This is a genomic window from Cytophagia bacterium CHB2 (assembly GCA_030263535.1).
In the GTDB taxonomy this organism is placed as follows: Bacteria; Zhuqueibacterota; Zhuqueibacteria; order Zhuqueibacterales; family Zhuqueibacteraceae; genus Coneutiohabitans.
On sequence record SZPB01000096.1, the window covers coordinates 1 to 19,171 of the forward strand.

The window sequence follows — 19,171 nt, forward strand, 5'->3', positions numbered from 1 at the left end:
GGTGCGATACCACGGCGGCAGAATCTTAAATTCATACACCGCTTCACGGCTCTCGTGTTGATAGATATTCTTTGCCTTCACCCGGAAACGATAATCCCCAGCCGGCAGGTTGGTGTAGTCGCGTTTGTTCTCTTTGCTCCAGTTGGACCAGTGGTTGTCAAACCCCTCCAGCATGGATTGGTATTGGGTCTCTCTCGGGTTGTCGTAACTGGTCGCGGCGAATTCGAAACGCAGGGCGTTGTGGGCATATGACAATGTGGAGACGTTCCGCCGGAACGTCTCTACCGGGGCGCCGCCATAAATCAATGAATCTTCTCCAACCGTCACGCGGCGGATAAGAGCGGGATATTCTGCGGTGTAATTCTTTTGGATCGTGGGATCGTAGCGCAACAATCTCTCCGTGCTGCCAAACCACACGATGCCGTCTTCATCCGGATAGATGTGAGAAACAGCCATATCAACAAAGCGCAAGAACGCAGTTTTCTCGGCATGATAAGAACCATCCGACTGTCGCCTCAACATCGCGGTTTCCCGGCCGAAGTTGACCCAGATGTTGCCGTGGTGGTCTTCGCGCACTCCGCTGGCACTGCCGGTATTATTGAAGCTCACCACCCGTAACAGCGAATCCGGCTCAAACCGCTGGCGGAATTCATCAAAGCGGAACACGTCATCGGTCGTGACAAACACCGGCCGGCCGGCGACCATATCAACCAGCACGCCGCCGTCATTGGATAATCCCTGCCGGCTGTCGAAGTGGTCGATCTGCGGGTTTTCCAGCGATGCGCCTTTGAAACGAACCCGAAACACGCCACTGTTGCCCGTGCCGAGCCATAATTCACCCGGCTGCGGCTCGACAACAATAGAAATGTATAAATTGATTCCAGGGATTTTGGCCTCAAATTTCCAATCAACCGACTTGCTGGGATCCCGGCGAATCGCCCCCAGACCATTGGGGAGTGCCACAAAAATCCGGTTGCTGTCGAGCTTGGAGCGATGCAGCCATTGCGGGGAAAAAGAAAGTCCGACGTTTTTGATAATCAATGAGGCCCGGCTGCCCTCAATACGGTAAAGTCCGCTGACGCCTGCCAGCAATTCATCGCCCACGGCGAGAAGATGAAATGCCTGGGGATTACCGGCCTCCAAACCGGTCACCGGTTTGAACGTCGCACTGGTGGCATCCAAGTAAAATACGCCGTTGGCTCCGCCGACATATAGTGTACCCTGGTGCCGGAGCATGAAGTAAACTCCTCCCAGCAATCCGGAAGCCGCATCGAAGAGTGAAAGCGGCGAGGGTGTTTCCATGACGGTGATGCCGCCTTCCGGGGCCAGCCACACCGTTCCTTGGCGGTCGGCAAATACCGCGGTGATCGTATTGCTGGGCAAACCAATGCCGGTATTCAGATATTGCAGTGCCCGGCCCTGCCGATCCATCATCACGAACCCACCATTGAGGGTGCCTAATCCATAATTGCCGTTTGGCAAGACGGTGGCGTCATAAAGTGTGCTGTTGCGCAAGAAATCGTCGATTTCCGTTTTGAATGGACGGAAAGATTTTCCATCAAACAGAAACAACCCACGGTTGAACGTGCCCACGAGATATTTTTCCGCTCCGCCTTTCTCACCCTCGTTGGCAAAAGGCAGCATCACTTGCAGTCGGTCGTCGCGGAATTGTTCCCCGCCCGGCAACAAGTGCAATGAATCATCCACCATTTTCATGAGGCCGACGTCGTTCTGTTGCACGTAATACGTACCGTTGCGCCAAAAGGCATAACCGAAAGCGCCCTGCGGTTCCCACACTTTCACCTGCCACTTCTCATCCCCGGCATTATGTTCCAGTGGCGTAAATCGAAAAATGCGCTCGCGCGTTTGAAAATAAATGCCCTGCGGGGTGACGATCGTCGTCCAGACGTAATTGAAGCTCCGTTGCGCTTCGCTCACTTGCGGGAGCAGGGAGACATACTGCAATTCACCCACGCTATCCGGTGCGAGGTATCCGAACTCTGCGCTGGCGCCAACATAGATTCTGCCATTGCCATCAATCGCCAGCGAGCGGGCGAAAGTCTTGTTGGCCACCGGGATCTTGCGCCAGGAGGCGCCGTCAAATTCCAGCACGCCCGGCGCTGTGCCGATATACATCACCCCGCGTTTATCCTGCGCGAATGCCCAGCTTTGCAGGTCCGAGCCGATTTCACTCGAGCGGTAGGTGGTGATGAGCGGCCGGCCAACTTCGTTGCGGGTTGAGCTAATGGCGGAGGGCCTAGAGCTTGGGGTTTGCGCCTGCACTGATTCGAGATTCATCAAACCCGCGAAAATGGCGATAATGAGGAGAAACAAGAGTTTTTTCATGGCGGTTCTCTGAGTGAGAGTTTTTCAAAATTTGATTTGCCGTCAAAAGGATTCATCCCGCCCGGGCGGGACGAAGACGCAAAGAACCCGCAAAGTTTTTCCTTGCGAAGCCTCTGCGGCTCGCGCGCGCTTTTGGTTTTCTTTCCTACGGTACACTATGAGCATTCCTTGCCGACGGAATTACGCTATGCGCTCCGCTCTCTGCACTAGGCGTTCTTCGGCAGCCGCACCACAAGCTCCGTGAACTTGCCTTCCTCGGTTTCCACTTTAATCTCCCCGCGATGCTCCTGCACAATAATATCGTGACTGATCGATAACCCCAAGCCCGTTCCCTGCCCCGTTGGTTTCGTGGTGAAAAACGGATTGAAAATTTTCTCGCGAATGTCTGGTGGGATGCCGTTGCCGTTGTCACGGATGCGGATTTCCACGTGATCACCGAGCAATCGCGTTTGTAAAGAGATGGTGGGGGAAAAATTGCCCGCGCCCGCCAGTTTTTTTTGATGCACGGCATAACAGCCGTTGTTGATGAGGTTCAGAAAAACGCGCTGCAAATCCTGCGGCACCACTTCGATTTTGCCGATGGCGTCATCGTATTGTTTTTCGATGCGAATATTGAAGGAAGTATCGCGCGCGCGCAGGCCGTGGTAGGTGAGATTAAGGGCTTCGTCCAGCAAGGCATTGATATCGGCCGGCTCGCGTTCGCCGGCCTTGCCGCGGGAGAGCTGCAACATGCTGCGCACGATGCTGTCGGCACGCTTTCCGTGTTCCACGATCTTCTGAGAGTTTTGCTGCACGCTCGCGAGAATTTCGTCGAGCGCCGCGCGTTTTTCTGCGCTCAACGCATGTTGTTCCGGGGCAAGTTCGTCACGCAGTTCTTCGGCCAATTCCACCAACAGCGAAGCAAAGTTGTTCACAAAGTTCAGCGGATTCTTAATTTCATGCGCAATGCCGGCGGTCAAGGCGCCGAGTGAGGCCAGCTTCTCCTGTGTGACCAGTTGTTGTTGTGTGGCTTTGAGATGCTGCAACGTGGCATCGAGGCGGCGGTAGGCATCGGCGTTGTCGAGCGCGATGCTGGTGTAAGCCGCCAGGTTTTGCATCAGGTTGAGATGAAAGGGGGTATAGGCATTCTTCTGAAAACTCTGAATGGTGATGATGCCCAGGACTCTTTCCTGAGAAACGAGCGGCAAGTAGATCAATGATTGCGGCGTTTCCGGCCGGCTGCCGTCTTCCAAGATTCGCTGGGGATCTTTGAATTCCGCGATATAGCGCTGGTATTCCTGCTGAACGTCATTGATAAACACCGGCTGACGATGCTCGATGCACCACACCGGAAACTGGTTTTTGTTGCGCGTATCGCGCGTGTAGGGGGCATAACGCTTCCCCTTGGCCAGGGCGAGGCGGTATTCGATTTGCCGTTGTTCCGGATGATAGATGCCGACGCCGAAGATGGTGGCATCGGCCAATTGATTGACATGTTCATATAATTTGTGAAAGATAATGTCGCTATCCAGCGAGGCGGTAATTTGCTTGCCCATCTCGCTCAGCAGCTCGATGTTTTTTTTGCGTTCGCTTTCAGCTTTTGCCAAAGCCTCGGCGGATTCTGCGCGCAGTTCCACTTCGCGCAGATGGGCGCGCGCCCGCTCTTTGCGCAGCAAACGCCGGCGCTGCAAGCGGTCAGCGGCAAAAATCAGCATACCGAGTAACAAGGCGTAACCGGCATAGGCCCACCAGGTGCGATACCACGGCGGCAGAACGGCAAAGGCAAATTCTGCCGCAGCGCTTTCGTGGCCATGGCTGTTTTTCGCTTTGACGCGAAAACGATATTCTCCCGGCGGCAGGTTGGTGTATTCTTTGACATGCTCCGCGCTCCACGGCGCCCAGGCCTGGTCGAAATTTTCCAGAAACGTTTGGTACTGATTTCGTTCTTCTTGTGCGAATGTGGGTGCGGCAAATTCGAAGCGCACGGCATTGTCATTATATGTTATGCTCGCCGCGAGCGGCTGCCGGTTTTGGGTTTCATGTCCGCCAACATAAACCACAGAATCTCTTCCTACGATCACCCGCCGGATGAGCGTGGTATAATTCTCGGCATAATCCGGCGGTTGCCTGGAATCATAGCGAATGGCGCCATAAGCGCTGCCGAACCACACCACACCGTCATTTTCCGGATAAATCGTTTGAATCACCTCGTCGGCGAAACGCACAAAAGGCGCTTGCAACCAATGGTAGGAGCTGTCAGGCCGGGGCGTTCCCATGGCCGGCTCCCGTCCAAAGCACACCCAAACCCGACCACGGTTATCTTGCCGCAACGTGAACGCATCGACGGATCCCAACGAGCTTACGATTTGAAACGTTGAATCCGCGATGAAACGATTGTTCTGCGCGTCAAAGCGAAAGACGCCGTTGGGCGAAACAAAATAAGGCGTGCCGGCAACCTCCCAAACCGCGGCGCCGCCTTCCGGCAAGCCGTGCGCTGTGCCGAAACGCTGCACCCGCGCGCTGTGTACAAAGAGTTGTTCGCTGGCATTGTAATCGAATGTCACACGTAAAACGCCTTGCGCCGAAGTGCCCAGCCACAATCCGCCATTTTCCAGTGAGACGATCGTACGAACTTCTTCTTGAAGGTTGGGCAGCTTGCCTTCCTCCAGCCATTGGCCTTGTGAAAATCGCAGCGACGCCAGGCCGTTGAACAGCCCGACGAAGACGCGGGTACTATCGATTCGCGAGCGGCACAGAACGTTTGACTCAAAATCTTTTTGAGCGGAGAGCCTCACCGGGAAGGCGCGCTCTTGCTGAATGCGATAAACGCCGTCAACCGTTGCCGCCAGCAATTGTTCACCCGCGGAAAGAAATCCCAAACTCAGGTTGGCGATGCCAGTCACGGGTTTGAATGCGGAGGTGGGCGCATCCAAATAAAACACGCCAACATTGCCGGCGGCATACAAGATTCCTTGATGGCGATGTATGCGATAGACGTTGCCGGACAGGCCTCGCCGCGCGTCATAAAGCGTCAGCGTTGCGCCGGTCTCCACGCGCGCGATGCCATTGCCCAGCCCCAGCCACAAGGCGCCGGCGCGATCGGGATAGACGCATAAAACCGAATTGTCCAGCAAGCCCGCAGTCATATCGATTTTTTGCAGCAAGCGCCCCTCTTTATCGAGAATAACTGCGCCGCCGAGAAGCGTTCCCAAAACCATGCTGCCGTTTTGCAATAGAGCACCGGGCTGATAAAGCAGATTGGCTTTTACGAACTCATCGGCTGCGGTTTTAAACGGCCGAAACGAGACGCCATCGAATATGAACATGCCCTGTGTGCGCGTGCCCACCAGAATTTTTTGATCATCTCCCGGGAACGGCAGCATGACATAAACCCGTTCGTCGGCAAATTGCGCACCGCCGGGCATCAGGACGAGTGAATCCGCCTCCAGCTTGAGCAAACCGATTTCCCATTGGCGCAAATACAGCGTTTCATTGATTTCAAACGAGCCGTGAAAGGAGGTGGCCGCTTTCCAAAATTTTATTTGACGGGAATCTTCTGACCAGCGGAACAGATGGCTCGCGGTTCTGAAATACACGCCGGAAGCCGTGGCATAAATACCCCAGACATCGGCGAAGCCGCGCTCGGCTTCTGGCACATGCGGGAGCAGCGAAACGAATGCGCTGCCGTGAATCGAATCCGAAGCCAGATAACCGAAATCGCCCACGCCGCCGACATAAACCCGGCCGTTGGCGTCTTTCGCCAGCGAGCGCACATAACTTTTGTTGGGCAGGCGCAGCAGCCGCCAGGCGACCCCGTCATATTCCAACACGCCGAGATTGTTGCCGAAATGCATCACGCCGCGATCGTCTTGCACGATGGCCCAATTCTGGATGTCGGCGCGATATTCCTTGGGGCTGTAATTGCGGATGAAGGGCAATCCCAGCTCGCTGTTTTGCGCCTGCGCGTCCGGAGGAAACCGGCCGGCAAGCAGGAGGAGGAGAATGAGCTTTCGCATAAGAGTTGTTCAAGGAAAGGATGACGATAATTTTTTGGATTGCGGGTTGTGCTGCGAAACCTGCCTTGCGTTTTGAAGCATGCTTTTTTATATTGCCAAAACAAAATGCTGCCTTTCATTGCCGGCATCATTTTTATGGGAAATATCAATCTCCACGCTTAAAACCTCGGGGAGGCTGCTTTGGAATTCGCCGTTTTCTTGACAAAAGCCCGTGAAAATCAAGAAGCCGCGCAGTTGTGCCGCAGTCACGGTTTGTACATCGCCTGCGCCGCACGCGCTTACTATGCGATGTTCCAAGCCGCTGTGGCGATTCTCTTGGCGCAAGGTTTCATTTTTGAACATCGAAAACACCTCGATCATGCGCAGATACAGTCGCTGTTTGCAAATGAATTGATCAATCGCCGGAAAATTTTCCAAAGTAAATTCAGATCATATTTATACGATGCCAGTTTTCTGCGTGCGATTGCAGACTACAAAGCAATTTCAATTAGCCAGGCGCAAGCGAATCGGCAGATGCAAAAATTGCAGGAGTTCATTGCTGCAATCCAACAGGAGATACCATCATGATCAACCTCAAACAAAAAGAATTAATTCTCCAGCTCTTGGCAGACATTCAGCAGCATTTCCCGGAAGTTCAGCTTGTAAATGTTGCTCCCAGCCCCGAAAATGGCAATACCCTGTGGATCAATGTAACCTGGCCGCAGGATGAAGCGCGTCAAAATGCGCTGATGGAATTCAATTCCGAAAAGGCAATGAATATTTTGCTTGATTACGGCTATCATGTGATGGTCATGCCGGCGGACGAGTTGGATCGCAATGGCTCATCCGTGCTTGTCGATCCTGCACCAACCGCGCTCGAAAACCTTTAACAATGACCATTGAATAAAACTGAGAATTCAGCATCTCTCGAAGGACGAACCCTAATAAACGAATCTTGAGTTGAACCATAAGCACTATCGAAATTATTCAAGAATCAGCTCAAACGGAACGGGCCATCTATCGCGCCCGTTGCCGCGAATGGCAAGCGACCGGCGCCACACCAGGCTCTGCTTTAGATGCTCTGGAACGGGTTGTGGCAGCGAGTCAAACGGACGGCAACGGTACCGTCGTTATCGTCCAGCGTTTTCGTCCCGATGCTTTTTTCACCAGCGGCCAGCAGGCACGGCTGCAGGAGTTGATGGAACGTTTTCATGAAGCTGGAACACGACTCGATCCAGCGGATCAAAAGGAACTCGAATCGTTGGTAGATGCCGAATGGCAGGCTGCCATCGACCGCGCAGCACAGATACTGCAAGCGGCAAAATCGCCGCAACCCGCAAAGCCATAGATTTGCATCGCCGTTGCAATGAATCCCCATTATCCATCCACGTGAAGATAACTGGCAAGATCACAAAATCTTCAACGAAATCATAAACTCCCTCCTCAGCCGGCGGTTTTCTTCGACTGCACCGGCATAACCCAGCGAAAACGTCGAATTCAAATTTGAAAACAGCACGAGATTGAAGTCGATCTGCCCGCCGAGATTGGCAACTTTGCGGCGCTGCGGGGCGCTGTCGAGATTGGTGACGATGCCGCTGGAAAACAACGCCAGCCGCGCCCAGCGGCAGTAAAACGTGGGTATACCCAGTCGCCGAAAGCGCAGCGGCGGCAGCGTCCATTCCAGCATCGCCTTGCCGAAATTCGTCCCGCCGATATCGTTGATTTCCACGCCCGCAAAGCTTTCGTATTCGCGAAAGCGCTGATACGCCAGATGATCAATCCAATTGTTGCCGAAGCCGCCGAAATAAAAATTCGCAAACGGGTTCTCGCGCTCGCCCCGCGCGTAGCCCGCGGCGCTGCGCAGCCACAGCGACGAATGCGCAATCGGCAGCAGCATGCCGTAATCGAAATTGGTATAAAGATGCGGCAGCAGCTTGCCGTTGATCAGGCTGTTTTCGGAATGAAGCTGCCAGCGCCAGCCTTTCTCGAATTCGAGCGCGCCCAGCGGTTTGGCCAACGCTTGATGATTGTAACCGGCGTTGAAGTAAAACGCCTTGTCGAACGAAGCCGCGACGTTTTGAAACTGCGGCAGTTTTTCCAAACCGCCATAGCCGGCCAATTCGAGATGATAATTAGAAGAGTAGGAGCCGGTGGAGGATTCGTCGAAGCTCAAATATTTTTGGTAGTGCAGCGCCGCCGAATAACCTTTGCGGCTGCGCTTCGTCGGGCCGAACAAATCATAAAAATTGCCGCCGTTATACCGCGCCTGAAAGTTGAATTGCCAATATCGGAAATCCAATCCGAGATGAAGACGCTCGGCATCGGGCACGTTTTTTTGCGGAGTCACCGAAGCCGTCAGGCTCAACTCGCTGAGCCTAATCGGATTGTCAAAACGCATGCGCACACCGAGAGCTGTATAATCTTTGTAGCCTTCGATGATCGGATAGACGGAAGATAATTTTGTCTGTGCGAGCATGCTGTACGGTTGCGTCGTGGTGTGCATTGAATCGAGCACGATGCCGGTGGGCGGCGGAATTTTCCAATTCTCAAACTCCGGATGGCGCTGGATGACTTCATTGCCGAGAAACTGAATGGCATTGACGTAGTCGGGCTTGCGGTTCGGCAGCATCACCGGCAAAAAGCCTTTGCCGGTGTAACACATCGCGATCAGGGAATCCTCCGAAACCGGAACCGGCCGGAAAAATCCGGTTTCCGCATTGCTGACAATTTCCATTTCGCTGCGGCTAAAATCATAGCGATAGATGTTTGAAACGCCGGAATAGTATGAAGAGCCGAACAGATATTTGCCGTCGCGCGAAAAAGTAAAACTCTCCGGCGAGCTGAATTCGAAATCATACAATACTGCAAACGAGCTGTCGCCCGCCAATAGTTTCGCAGTTTCCATTTTGATGAGTTTCTGCCGGCCGCTGGCTTCGGTGTGTGAGGCTGCCAGCAGTTTGCCGTCCGGCGAGAGATTGAGATCGTAAATCTCCTGGCCGTAGGGGAAGGTCACGATTTGATTCCAGTCGCGGTAAGGCGGAGGAATGCGAACGAGGGTAACCAGGCCGAGATCGTGTCGCAGTCCCCACAGCGATTGATCCGCTTGATTGAAGGCGAGATCGCCGATGCGCGCATTTTTGATCAGCAAGCGGCTGCGCCCGGTAGGCACATCGATTTGATAAAGATCGCGCCAGGAACTGTTTTTTGTAGCAAAAAAAAGCTGCTGACCAGCAGGATCATAAGCCAGCGAAGTGACGAAGAACGTGGAAGCGCCGCGCAGCGCGCCTATTTTCCGCAGCGCGCCGGTGGCGATGTCGATCGCGGCAAGATGCGGAATTTCGCCGGGATAGTTGAGCGCGGCATAAAGCTTGTTCCCCGCCGGATCGTAATAACTGCGCGAGATCGAGCCTAAAGCGGTGCGTGTGATCGGCCGGTAAGGCGTGATTGGATAAAGGCGCAACGAATCAAGATTGGCGCGTTGGAATTGCTGTTCCCAGCGAATCCATTGCGCCCAGGCCTGATCAAGCCCGAGGCCAAAAACGTTTTTGAATTGCAGGGCATAGTAAGCTTTGCTGCTGTCGGAGCGCACGAGCCACTGCAAAAGCTTCTCCGGGCCATGTTGCTGCGCCACATAGCTGATGAAACGCGTGCCGTACAAATACGAATTCGCGCCCACCTGAAAGTCGATGGCCGTGCCTTCCGATTCCAAGCCCACGAGATCATAAAAATAGCTGCCATCGCGCACCATCGTGCGAAACACCATTTCATAATAAGAAGACAGCGCGCGCCCCAGCCCGCCGGCCATCCAGGTTTCCAGGAAAACCGCGCTGCCTTCATGAAACCAGCGCGGCGAATAGCGGCGGGGATTGGTCAAATAGCTGTAGAGCATCGACACGGGATGCGCAGCTTCGGGGTAAACTTTGCCGAGAAAAAGCGTGCGAAAAAAATCATCGCGGCCCGCGGATTTATCCATCGAGACAACATGCGCCACTTCATGATTCATCATCCAATTCATGCGCTCGTTGCCCAGCACGATTTCATAAGCATGCGGAAAGGGCGCCATCAGCACATACACAAAATTTTGCGGAATCACTTCCGCGCCGCCGTTGCCGTAATCGGCCAAATCTTGCATGAACACTGTGATTTTACCGTCCGGTGTGTAGTCGAACAGACGGCGATGAAATTGCAGCGCATTCTCGAAACAGCGGGCAATGTGCGGAACAAGATAATCCTGCGCCTGACTGTAATAAACCAGGCGAAGATTAGGCGTCTCAAAACTTTGAAATTGCGCGCGCGCGGGCGAGAATAAAAAAAACAGCAATAGGATCAAACTGCGGGAGTGGGAAAATCCAGACCAACGATGATTCGGTGTGATCGGGCGGAGCATGTTTTCTTCCTCAGTCACCCCTGTTTGAAACGACAAAAGGAGAAGCCATTTTTTAGGATGGCATCTCCTTGAAAAAAGACCGTCAGGTGAATTGCACAGCCAATTTTTTTACCGGACTCATTGCGCTTGCATGATGGCCGCCTGAAAGCTGGGATGGGCGAGCGCGGCCTGCAATTCGGGATTGGCGAGCGCGGCTTGTAACTCGGGATTGGCCAATGCCTGCTGCAGCGCCGGGCTGGCCAAGGCCGCTTGCAATTCGGGATTGGCGAGCGCGGCTTGTAACTCGGGATTCGCCAGGGCTGCTTGCATTGCCGGATTCGCCAAAGCCTCACGCAGGCTCGCATTCGCCATCATCGCTTGCATCGCCGGCATCGCCAGAGCCTCGCGCAGATTCGGATTCGCCATCAGATCGCGCATATTGGGGTGAGCGAGTGCGGCTTGCAACTCCGGATTGGCCATCGCCGATTGCAGCTCCGGATTCGCAAGGGCTTCGCGCATCTCGGGATTCGCCAGCGCCTCACGCAAAGCCGGCGTGGCGAAGAGTTGCTGCATTTCAGGATTTGCCAGGGCCTCGCGCAAAGCCGGCGCGGCGAAGAGTTGTTGCATTTCAGGATTTGCCAGGGCCTCACGCAACGCCGGCGCGGCGAAGAGTTGCTGCATTTCAGGATTTGCCAGGGCCTCGCGCAAAGCCAGCGCGGCGAAGAGTTGTTGCATTTCAGGATTTGCCAGGGCCTCGCGTAAAGCCGGCGCAGCGAAGAGTTGCTGCATTTCAGGGTTTGCCAGGGCTTCGCGCAACGCCGGATTCGCCATCAACGCCTTGAATTCGGTGTTCGTGATCAGGCGCTGGATTTTATCGTCCTGTAAAAGCGTTTGAATCTGCGAGTCCGTCAACACCACATCGGTGTTGCTCATTTGCGTGTTTTGATATTTCTCCGCTTTTTTCACGCCGCCAATGGTTCCCGACAAATCTTCCGAAGCCGGAGGAAAATTGCCGAACGCGAAGTAGGCGATCACAACGAGGATGGCGGCTGCACCGCCGATCAACCACAACGTTTTGCGATTGGGATGACTCATAACGGCCTCCGATTTAAGCTGGCTTGATGCTGGGACAAAATTTTTTGCATGTTCTGAGTGAAGTACAACCGGGTCAGGCAAAAGTTGGCGATTGTTTTAAGTTTCTTTTATTGGTCAACACCCGGCGTCAGCGTTTGATGATAAAAAATTTCACCGGCGCGCCCGATTTTGAGATGCAAGGCGCCGGCGGCTTGCTTTTGTTTGACAAAAATCACGGCATAACGCTGTTGGCCGCGATGCTTTAACTCTAAAGCGCTGCCGCGAACATTCACTTCTCCTGGAAACGATTGTGCGAACGCGATAACGCCCTTGAACGCAAGGTTTTTCTCGTCAAAAGCCACATCCAATTCGACTTCTTGCATAGAAGCCAGTGAAAATTCTACCACCATGATTTCTGGCGAATCCTTGAGATGTAACACACCCGTGACTTGTTCGTGTTTGATTTCCCGGCTTTCCGCGGTTTTGAGATTTTCGACTTGTTCGCGCGGAATCATCGCGCCGGAGAGCTTGCTCAAATCCTCGGAGGTCGGCCTCGCGGTTTGAAAGAAGATCGCAACGGCCGCAAGCCCAGCCGCCAGGCCGCCGGAAAAGACATATGCATATTTGAATTTGCCACGCGCCTCCAGCCATTCCTGCAGCGGCGCAAACAAACTGCGGCGAACCGGCTGTGACGGCGGCAGCCGGTTCATGATCATATGCGGCAAATGTGGCGGCGGCTCCACCGGCTTGACTTCCTGCAACATGCCGGACAGAGCCTGCAATTCATCATAGAGTTTTTGCGCTTGCGGGTTGGCTGCCAGAAAAGCGGCAAGCTTGGCGCTGGTTTGGGGCGAATTGCGTCCGTCAATTTCGCGGTGAATCAACTCGATGTATTTATCGGCGATCATGATCGGCATATCCTTGCTTGAGCAAAATAGTCTTGAGCATTTGGCGCGCGCTGAACAATCTGGACTTTACGGTTTTGGTTGGCACCTCGAGGATGAAAGCAATTTCCTCATACGAAAGCCCCTCGAAATGCTTGAGGATGATCACGGCGCGATGTTCGACTTTTAAGAACATCAAGGCGTTTTGTATCGTTTGGCTCATATCGTTTTCTTCGACGGTTTCTGCGTCGGCGGCATAGTCACGCCCCTCGTCCAGCCCCTCCCAGCGCCGCCGGCGCTTGAGAAAGTTGAGAGATTCATTGACTGCCATGCGGTAAATCCAGCTAAAAAACTTGAAGCGCGCATCGAACGCCCCGAGTTTCTCATAAGCCTTGAGAAACACGGTTTGCACCACGTCTTGCGCATCTTGAACGTCTTTGATCATGCGCAGCGTGACATTGAACACGGCCTTGTGATGCCGCATGACCAGCACGCCAAAGGCGTCACGCTGCCCCTCCAGGCATTGCCGGACAAGTGTCAGATCACTGGACTCGGTCATGGTTTATTGCAACTACAATCGGGAGTGAAAAAAGTTGGTGGGATTTTTGGGATATTTTCATGTTTAACCAAAACGCAGGGCCAGCATGGTGATGTCGTCGGCTTGAGAGGCGCCCCCGGCAAAAGCGTTGACCTGGGTGCTCACCTCTGCAATGAGGTTGGCCGGTGCGGCATGCGCATGAGTTTGGAGGTGTTCCTGCAAGCGCGCCTCGGTGAATTGCTCGCCGGCGCGATTCATCGCCTCGGTGACGCCGTCGGTGTACAGGAAAATTCCTTCACCGGGTTGCAGCACGGTTTGCTGCGCGGCATACTCAAAATGATCCAATGCGCCCAATGCCAGGCCGCCGGTCGCCGGCAACGTGGTAAGATCCCCATCTTTTCCCAGGCGGTACGGCGAGGGATGGCCGCCGTTGCAGTAATCAACCGCGCCGGTGCGCAAATGGAGAATGCCATAAAAAATGGTAACGAACATCGCTGCGGTGTTTTCAAAATAAAGCACGCGATTCAATTCTTGCAAACATTCCTGCGGCGGCAAGCCCTTGAGCGCGGTTGACTTGAGCAGAGTCTTGCTCAATGCCATAAACATGGCCGCGGCCACGCCCTTATCGGAAACGTCGCCAATGACGAACCCCAGGCGCTCTTCGTCGATCATGAAGAAATCATAAAAATCGCCGCCGACTTCGCGCGCGGGAATCATCGCCCCGCTCAAAACGAACGCCGGTGAGGCCGGAAACGAACGCGGCACCATGGCCTGTTGAATTTGGCGCGCCACTTCCAAGTCGCGATGAATGGCGAGCAGGCGGTCGCGATTGTGCGCGGCTTGTTTGATCGCACGCGCGGCCAGAATCGTTTTGCTGAGCGTAATCTCGAGATCGGCGAAGTCGATGGGCTTGGTGACGAAATCAAATGCCCCGCGATTCAACGCCGCACGAATGTTTTTCATATCGCCGTAAGCGGAAACCATGACGACGCGCAGCAACGGATACTGCGCGTGAATTTTTTCCAGCAGCGTGAGGCCGTCCATCTCGGGCATGTTAATGTCGCTCAGCACCACGTCGATGTCACCGTGCGTTTGCAGAAGCTGCAGCGCTTCCACGCCGTTGGCAGCGAAGAACAGTTGCATTTCCTGGTTGCGCACTTGTTTGCGAAATTTCTGGCTGAGCACCAGCTCCAAATCCGGCTCATCATCCACCGCCAAAATGCGGGTAATCATCACTCGCCCTTCCTTGCATTAGCTTTGAAGATGATCGATGGCTTCGTCGCGCGTGGCAAAAATCGGAAACACAGTGCTAAACCCCGCGATGTCGAAAACGGTTTTGATCGTCGGCCGCAGAGCGCACAGGGCAATGCGGCCGTTGCTTTGGGTCAATTTGCGCGCCGCCAGCAGCAAGACGCGCAAGCCCGCGCTGCTGATGTAATCGAGCGGCGCAAAATCCACCAGCACCCGTTTTGCACCGCCCTCAATGAGCGGAATCAATTGATCTTCCAACGTTTTGGAGGTTTGCGCATCGAGCCTGCCGGTAAGCGCCAGGATCAAAACCTCGCCTTGTTTCGTTTGTGTGATTTCCATACTCTCTCCTGCAATCTCATCTTAAGAATTATTCGCGGTCAGGCGATTTTTTTCTTCATCGTCAAGATGTTTTTACCGGATTCATAGCGATAATGCATGCCGTCCATCATTGTCTTCGCAAGATGAATGCCCAGGCCGCCAATTGGCCTGTCCTCCAGCGCCGCGTTGACATCGGGCGCGGGCGCTTGCAGCGGATCGAACGGCCGCGCATCATCGGTAATCGTGAGCGTTAACTCGCCATCCTGCATGGAGAAATGCACGATGATTTCATGCGCGGCGCCGTCGTCATAGCCGTAGGAAATGGTGTTGGTCAAAACCTCTTCCAGCGCAAGATTGACGGCGTATAACGCTTCCGGCGCAGCGTGGTGGCGTTCGCCCAGTTCGTCCACCGCCGCGCTCGCTCTCGTGATCTCCGCGAGATCGTTTTTGAGAGAAAGAGTCAGGTGAGAGGAGGTGCTCACGTTTGCTCCAACATTTGCAATTGCCACAAATCCCGGCTTGTGGTGCTGAGAAACGGCGAAATCGCCAGCAGGCCGGTAGCGCCGATTTCTTTTTTCAAATACTGCAGTTCCGCAAAGACTTGCTTGAGACGGGGATCCGGCGCGGGCGTGAAGCCGGCCTCGCGCATCAACAAAACGCCTTTGGCTTTGATGGATAATTCGAGATACAAACGCAGATAGCATAGAATATCCACCACCACCTCCGGCGGAAAGGTTTTGCGCAACGTTTGCAAATATGCCCCGATGCGCGAGCCGGTTGCTTGTTCGCTGGTGATCAACTCCAGCAGCTCGCGATCGCTGTCAAAGCCCACTTCCAGCCAGGCGCGGGTTGATTTTTCGCTGCGCTGAAAGACGAGCGCCAGCAGTGCCGGCAACGTGAGCAGCAGCAGAATCGCCATGAACTGCGGGGGCAGCACAAAATGATTATAAAACGAATGAATGGCGCTCGCCGCCAGCCAGGCGGGCAGCAGCGTGCGCCAGCCTGTTTGCGCCTGTTGATCCGAGGCGTTTTTCGCCAACAGAGCAAAAATCGCGGTTGCGCCGCCGTGCATGATCGCGGTGCCGAAGCCGCGAATCAGCCATACCCAAAATTGAGAGCCCGGCAGCGATTGTATGTAGTAAATATTTTCCAAACATGCAAAACCGGCGCCGCTGGCAAAACCATAAATGGCGCTATCGACCATGAAGCCGGCGCGCTTGGTTTTGATCAAATAAATCACGTAAAGCGCTTTGACTAATTCTTCCAATACCGGCGCAGGATAGCGAGAATAGAAATAAAGATTCCATCCCAATTCTTGCAGCGCAAAACGATTGATCAATAAACAGAGCAGCGCCGCTAAACCGCCTATGGCGATGGCCGTCAAAATTGCGCGTAACCGCACCAGCTTGAAGCTGTCAAGCGAGACCAGGATCACGAGAAATGCCAGAACCGGCGTGAGGCTCACGCCCAGCCGTATCAACAGGCTCACGTCAAGCGCAAGCAGAAATGAGGAATCAAGAGCAACAGGTTTCATGCGCTGGCCGGCGCGTCTTGCGTGAAAATCAAAATAGCATCAAGGCAGGATCTCACGGCGCCCACCAATTCAAACACGCCGTGATCAATGCCGCATTGGGAAAATCGATGAAAAACGCCGCGATCATGGGCACGATGAGAAACGCGCGCGGCGCCGGGCCGTAGCGCTCGACCAGCGTGTTCATGTTGGCCATGGCGTTTGCGGTAATGCCGAGCATAAAGCCGCAAAAGCCGCTCACCATCACCGCGGACTCGTAGTCGCGTCCCATGAGTTGAAAAACCGGCCACAGGCACAGCAAAACAACGAGTATGATTTGCACCGAGAGAATGATGAGCAGTGGCAAGGCAAGTCCCGCCAATTCCCACAATTTAAGCGTCATGAGCGCAAGCACGAGAAACAGCGAGAGCGCAACGTGGCCAAGATCGTCGATGACCGCTGGTTTCAAGCCAAAAACCTTCGTGCGATCATCAACATTGCGAATAACCGCTGCCACCGCCATCGCGCCGATGTATGCCGGCAGAGTGATGTTGAGGGCGGTCAACCACTTGCTGATGCCGCCGCCCAGCCACATCGCCGCCAAAATGATAACGATGTTCTTGAGTAGAACGAATGCCGAGTTTTTATCCTCGTCTGTTTTATCAGATGAAGAGGTTTTCTGTTCTGGAAGCGCTGACGACGCCGGTGTGCTCGAACGCAAATTATAGCGCTTGATGATGAATGTCGTGATTGGTCCGCCCACCAGGCCTGCGGATACGATTCCGGCCATGGCTGAGGCCACCGCCAGCGTGCCTGCGCCAGCCACGCCTGCTTGTTCGAACAACGGCGCGAAGGCCAAACCGGTTGCCGGTCCGCCGGCGAGAGTCAGCGATCCCACGATGACGCCGAACAACGGCGACACGCCCAACGCCATGGCAAGCGGAATACCGACGAGATTTTGCAGCGCCGCGACCAGCGACACGATACCGAAAAACAACAGCGCTTGCGGCCCGCCCACTTTCAACAGGGAATAACTCGCGCCGAATCCAATTGAGGTGAAGAATGCGATCATCAACGGCGATTGCAACGTGGTGTCGAATTTGAACAGAGTCGTTTCAAATTGCCGCGCGGCCAGAATGACGAGCGCGATAACCAGGCCGCCCACCACCGGCGCGGGAATGTTGTAATGCGCCAGGAGGGGAAGGAGGCGGCGCAAGCCGTAACCCAGAAACAGCACCAGGCCGGCAAAGGCCACGGTTTGAATCATGTCAAATTCGAGCAAAGCGGCTCCGCAGAATTCCAGGATAATGAAACAGGAACAGCGCAATTATTGCGGGCAATAATGCAGAATTCAGGAGAAAAAGGCAAATGTGAATTATCATTGCCCGGGGCCGGGCGAGTTCACTAAATCCTGGAGAAATTCTGAAGAAGAGAAGGGATTGCCGGGCGTGGCTGTTCGCGCCCGTATTGGACGGATTATACCCGATGGTTTGCTCAAGGAATGACATCGCCTCCGGGCTGAAAAAGTGATAAGAAGTAGAGTCTGCGGATGAAATTTTATGCTAGGGTGTAGCCGGAACGTCTGTTTTAGGTCAGAACGCACATTCGAAAACAGGTGGTTAGCCTCACAGAATATGCGCCCCAAGGGGTTTTCGGCCACACCCCTAGCGCTGGCAGACGCTCACACTGTAGGTTTACCTGGATCATTGAAAAATAGTTTGCAAAAATTGCGTCGGTATTGTACGTTGCTTTCGATATGGACACGCTCCTTTTGAATTGTGCCGGCTTCGATTGGGACGATGGGAATACCGATAAAAATTGGGTTCAGCATCGCGTCTCAAATAGCGAATGCGAAGAAGTGTTTTTCAACCGGCCGCTTATCGTAGGAGATGACAAAAGGCATTCGGCATCCGAAAAACGATACTACACACTGGGCCGCACGGACGCCGGCAGATGTTTGTTTGTTGTTTTCACCGCCTGAGTCAATCGGATTCGCATCATTTCAGCGCGTGACATGAACAACAAGGAATTGAGAAAGTATCATGAAAAAATCAAAAGAAATCCCTCGCTTTAAAAGCGAGGCAGAGGAACGCAAATTTTGGAGAACACAGGATTCCACCGATTTTGTCGATTGGGGCCAGGCAGAAATTCTTGCCTTTCCCAATTTGAGGCCGACAATGAAAACCATTTCATTGCGGCTTCCGGAGTTTGTACTTGATGAATTGCGCGCTATGGCGCAAAAAAGAGATGTCTCTTATCAGTCGTTGATCAAGATTTTCATCAAGGATCGCATAGACCAGGAGCGTAAACAAAGCGCCCTGCGTTAATGTCACCGGTATTCCTGTTGTTTCATTAAATATCTCCCGGCTATCTTTCAAGTTTTTTTTCGCGGCGGATCAAAAAACGGCGTTTTGACGATCATTGCTGCGGCTTTCTCGCGGCTGAATTCCACCGTAATCTCCATTTCGACTTTAGTGCCGAGGCCGGCGAATTGACTCTCTACTGTGCCGATTGCAATAAATTTCTTGAGAATCGGTGAAAACGTGCTGCTCGTCACTTGTCCGATTTGGCGATTGTTTTTGTAAACCGGCACCGCCACGCGCGAAGCGCGGCCGGCCACTTGCGGAGGCAAGTCCGCGGCCGCATAGAGACTTTCCAACTCATCCCAATCCACCTCAAGCCCGACGAACTGCCATTTCGGGCCGCGCGCTTGTTCGGCGAGCAAGGCTTTGCGGCCAATGAAATCGCCTTTATCAAATTTCACCGCCCACGCCAGGCCCGCCTCCAGCGGCGAGGATTTGCGCGCCTCGGTGATGGCTTTGTGACTCGAAACGTAATCAACATCGCCCAACAACAACGCGGCTTCCACGCGCGCAATGTCCATGGCCACCATGCCCACCGGCATAATAC

17 protein-coding genes are annotated in these 19,171 nt (G+C 54.0%); 5 read left to right on the forward strand and 12 right to left on the reverse strand.

The genetic code is table 11. The features are described from left to right. Both FBQ85_11365 and FBQ85_11370 read right to left on the reverse strand, forming a co-directional pair. Positions 1-2,346, reverse strand: a 2,346-nt coding sequence (locus tag FBQ85_11365; GenBank protein ID MDL1875750.1) for a hypothetical protein, incomplete at its 3' end; no start/stop codon positions are given. Positions 2,347-2,552: 206 nt separating this feature from the next. Next, a complete protein-coding gene (locus FBQ85_11370; protein MDL1875751.1) occupies positions 2,553-6,341 on the reverse strand; it encodes a GHKL domain-containing protein in 3,789 nt (1,262 codons plus the stop codon). A gap of 180 nt (positions 6,342-6,521) precedes the next feature. On the opposite strand from FBQ85_11370, the gene FBQ85_11375 reads away from it, so the two are divergent. From FBQ85_11375 to FBQ85_11385, 3 genes are all read left to right on the forward strand, one after another. Beyond that, the gene (locus FBQ85_11375; protein ID MDL1875752.1) at positions 6,522-6,908 is read left to right on the forward strand and encodes a HEPN domain-containing protein; all 387 of its coding nucleotides are present in this window, start codon (positions 6,522-6,524) and stop codon (positions 6,906-6,908) included. Next, a complete protein-coding gene (locus FBQ85_11380; GenBank protein ID MDL1875753.1) occupies positions 6,905-7,210 on the forward strand; it encodes a hypothetical protein in 306 nt (101 codons plus the stop codon). Before FBQ85_11375 ends, FBQ85_11380 begins: the two co-directional genes overlap by 4 nt. A gap of 203 nt (positions 7,211-7,413) precedes the next feature. Continuing rightward, positions 7,414-7,668 (forward strand): hypothetical protein, encoded by a 255-nt coding sequence (locus FBQ85_11385; protein ID MDL1875754.1) that lies wholly within the window; start codon positions 7,414-7,416, stop codon positions 7,666-7,668. A 60-nt stretch (positions 7,669-7,728) separates the two neighbouring features. Here FBQ85_11385 and FBQ85_11390 read toward each other — a convergent pair whose 3' ends face one another. From FBQ85_11390 to gltS, 9 genes are all read right to left on the reverse strand, one after another. Continuing rightward, complete coding sequence (locus tag FBQ85_11390) at positions 7,729-10,707, reverse strand: hypothetical protein (GenBank protein ID MDL1875755.1); 2,979 nt, start codon at positions 10,705-10,707, stop codon at positions 7,729-7,731. A 117-nt stretch (positions 10,708-10,824) separates the two neighbouring features. Next, a complete protein-coding gene (locus FBQ85_11395; GenBank protein MDL1875756.1) occupies positions 10,825-11,781 on the reverse strand; it encodes a hypothetical protein in 957 nt (318 codons plus the stop codon). A 107-nt stretch (positions 11,782-11,888) separates the two neighbouring features. Continuing rightward, positions 11,889-12,668, reverse strand: coding sequence for a hypothetical protein (locus FBQ85_11400; protein ID MDL1875757.1), 780 nt, complete (start codon positions 12,666-12,668; stop codon positions 11,889-11,891). Then, positions 12,655-13,203, reverse strand: a complete 549-nt coding sequence (locus FBQ85_11405) for a sigma-70 family RNA polymerase sigma factor (GenBank protein ID MDL1875758.1) — start codon at positions 13,201-13,203, stop codon at positions 12,655-12,657. Before FBQ85_11405 ends, FBQ85_11400 begins: the two co-directional genes overlap by 14 nt. A gap of 63 nt (positions 13,204-13,266) precedes the next feature. Next, positions 13,267-14,415, reverse strand: coding sequence for a response regulator (locus FBQ85_11410; GenBank protein MDL1875759.1), 1,149 nt, complete (start codon positions 14,413-14,415; stop codon positions 13,267-13,269). Between the two features lie 18 nt (positions 14,416-14,433). Beyond that, positions 14,434-14,772 (reverse strand): STAS domain-containing protein, encoded by a 339-nt coding sequence (locus FBQ85_11415; protein MDL1875760.1) that lies wholly within the window; start codon positions 14,770-14,772, stop codon positions 14,434-14,436. A gap of 38 nt (positions 14,773-14,810) precedes the next feature. After that, complete coding sequence (locus tag FBQ85_11420; GenBank protein MDL1875761.1) at positions 14,811-15,455, reverse strand: ATP-binding protein; 645 nt, start codon at positions 15,453-15,455, stop codon at positions 14,811-14,813. Next, positions 15,230-16,285, reverse strand: a complete 1,056-nt coding sequence (locus FBQ85_11425; GenBank protein ID MDL1875762.1) for a PrsW family intramembrane metalloprotease — start codon at positions 16,283-16,285, stop codon at positions 15,230-15,232. The genes FBQ85_11420 and FBQ85_11425 overlap by 226 nt, the downstream gene beginning before the upstream one ends. Before the next feature lie 52 nt (positions 16,286-16,337). Continuing rightward, complete coding sequence (gene gltS, locus FBQ85_11430) at positions 16,338-17,543, reverse strand: sodium/glutamate symporter (GenBank protein ID MDL1875763.1); 1,206 nt, start codon at positions 17,541-17,543, stop codon at positions 16,338-16,340. Between the two features lie 474 nt (positions 17,544-18,017). Between gltS and FBQ85_11435 the strand changes: the two genes are divergently transcribed. Both FBQ85_11435 and FBQ85_11440 read left to right on the forward strand, forming a co-directional pair. Continuing rightward, positions 18,018-18,242, forward strand: a complete 225-nt coding sequence (locus FBQ85_11435; protein MDL1875764.1) for a BrnT family toxin — start codon at positions 18,018-18,020, stop codon at positions 18,240-18,242. A 61-nt stretch (positions 18,243-18,303) separates the two neighbouring features. Beyond that, positions 18,304-18,588, forward strand: coding sequence for a hypothetical protein (locus FBQ85_11440; GenBank protein ID MDL1875765.1), 285 nt, complete (start codon positions 18,304-18,306; stop codon positions 18,586-18,588). A gap of 47 nt (positions 18,589-18,635) precedes the next feature. Here the strand turns inward: FBQ85_11440 and FBQ85_11445 are convergent. Then, on the reverse strand, positions 18,636-19,171 hold a 536-nt coding region (locus tag FBQ85_11445; GenBank protein MDL1875766.1), incomplete at its 5' end, for an aminomethyl transferase family protein.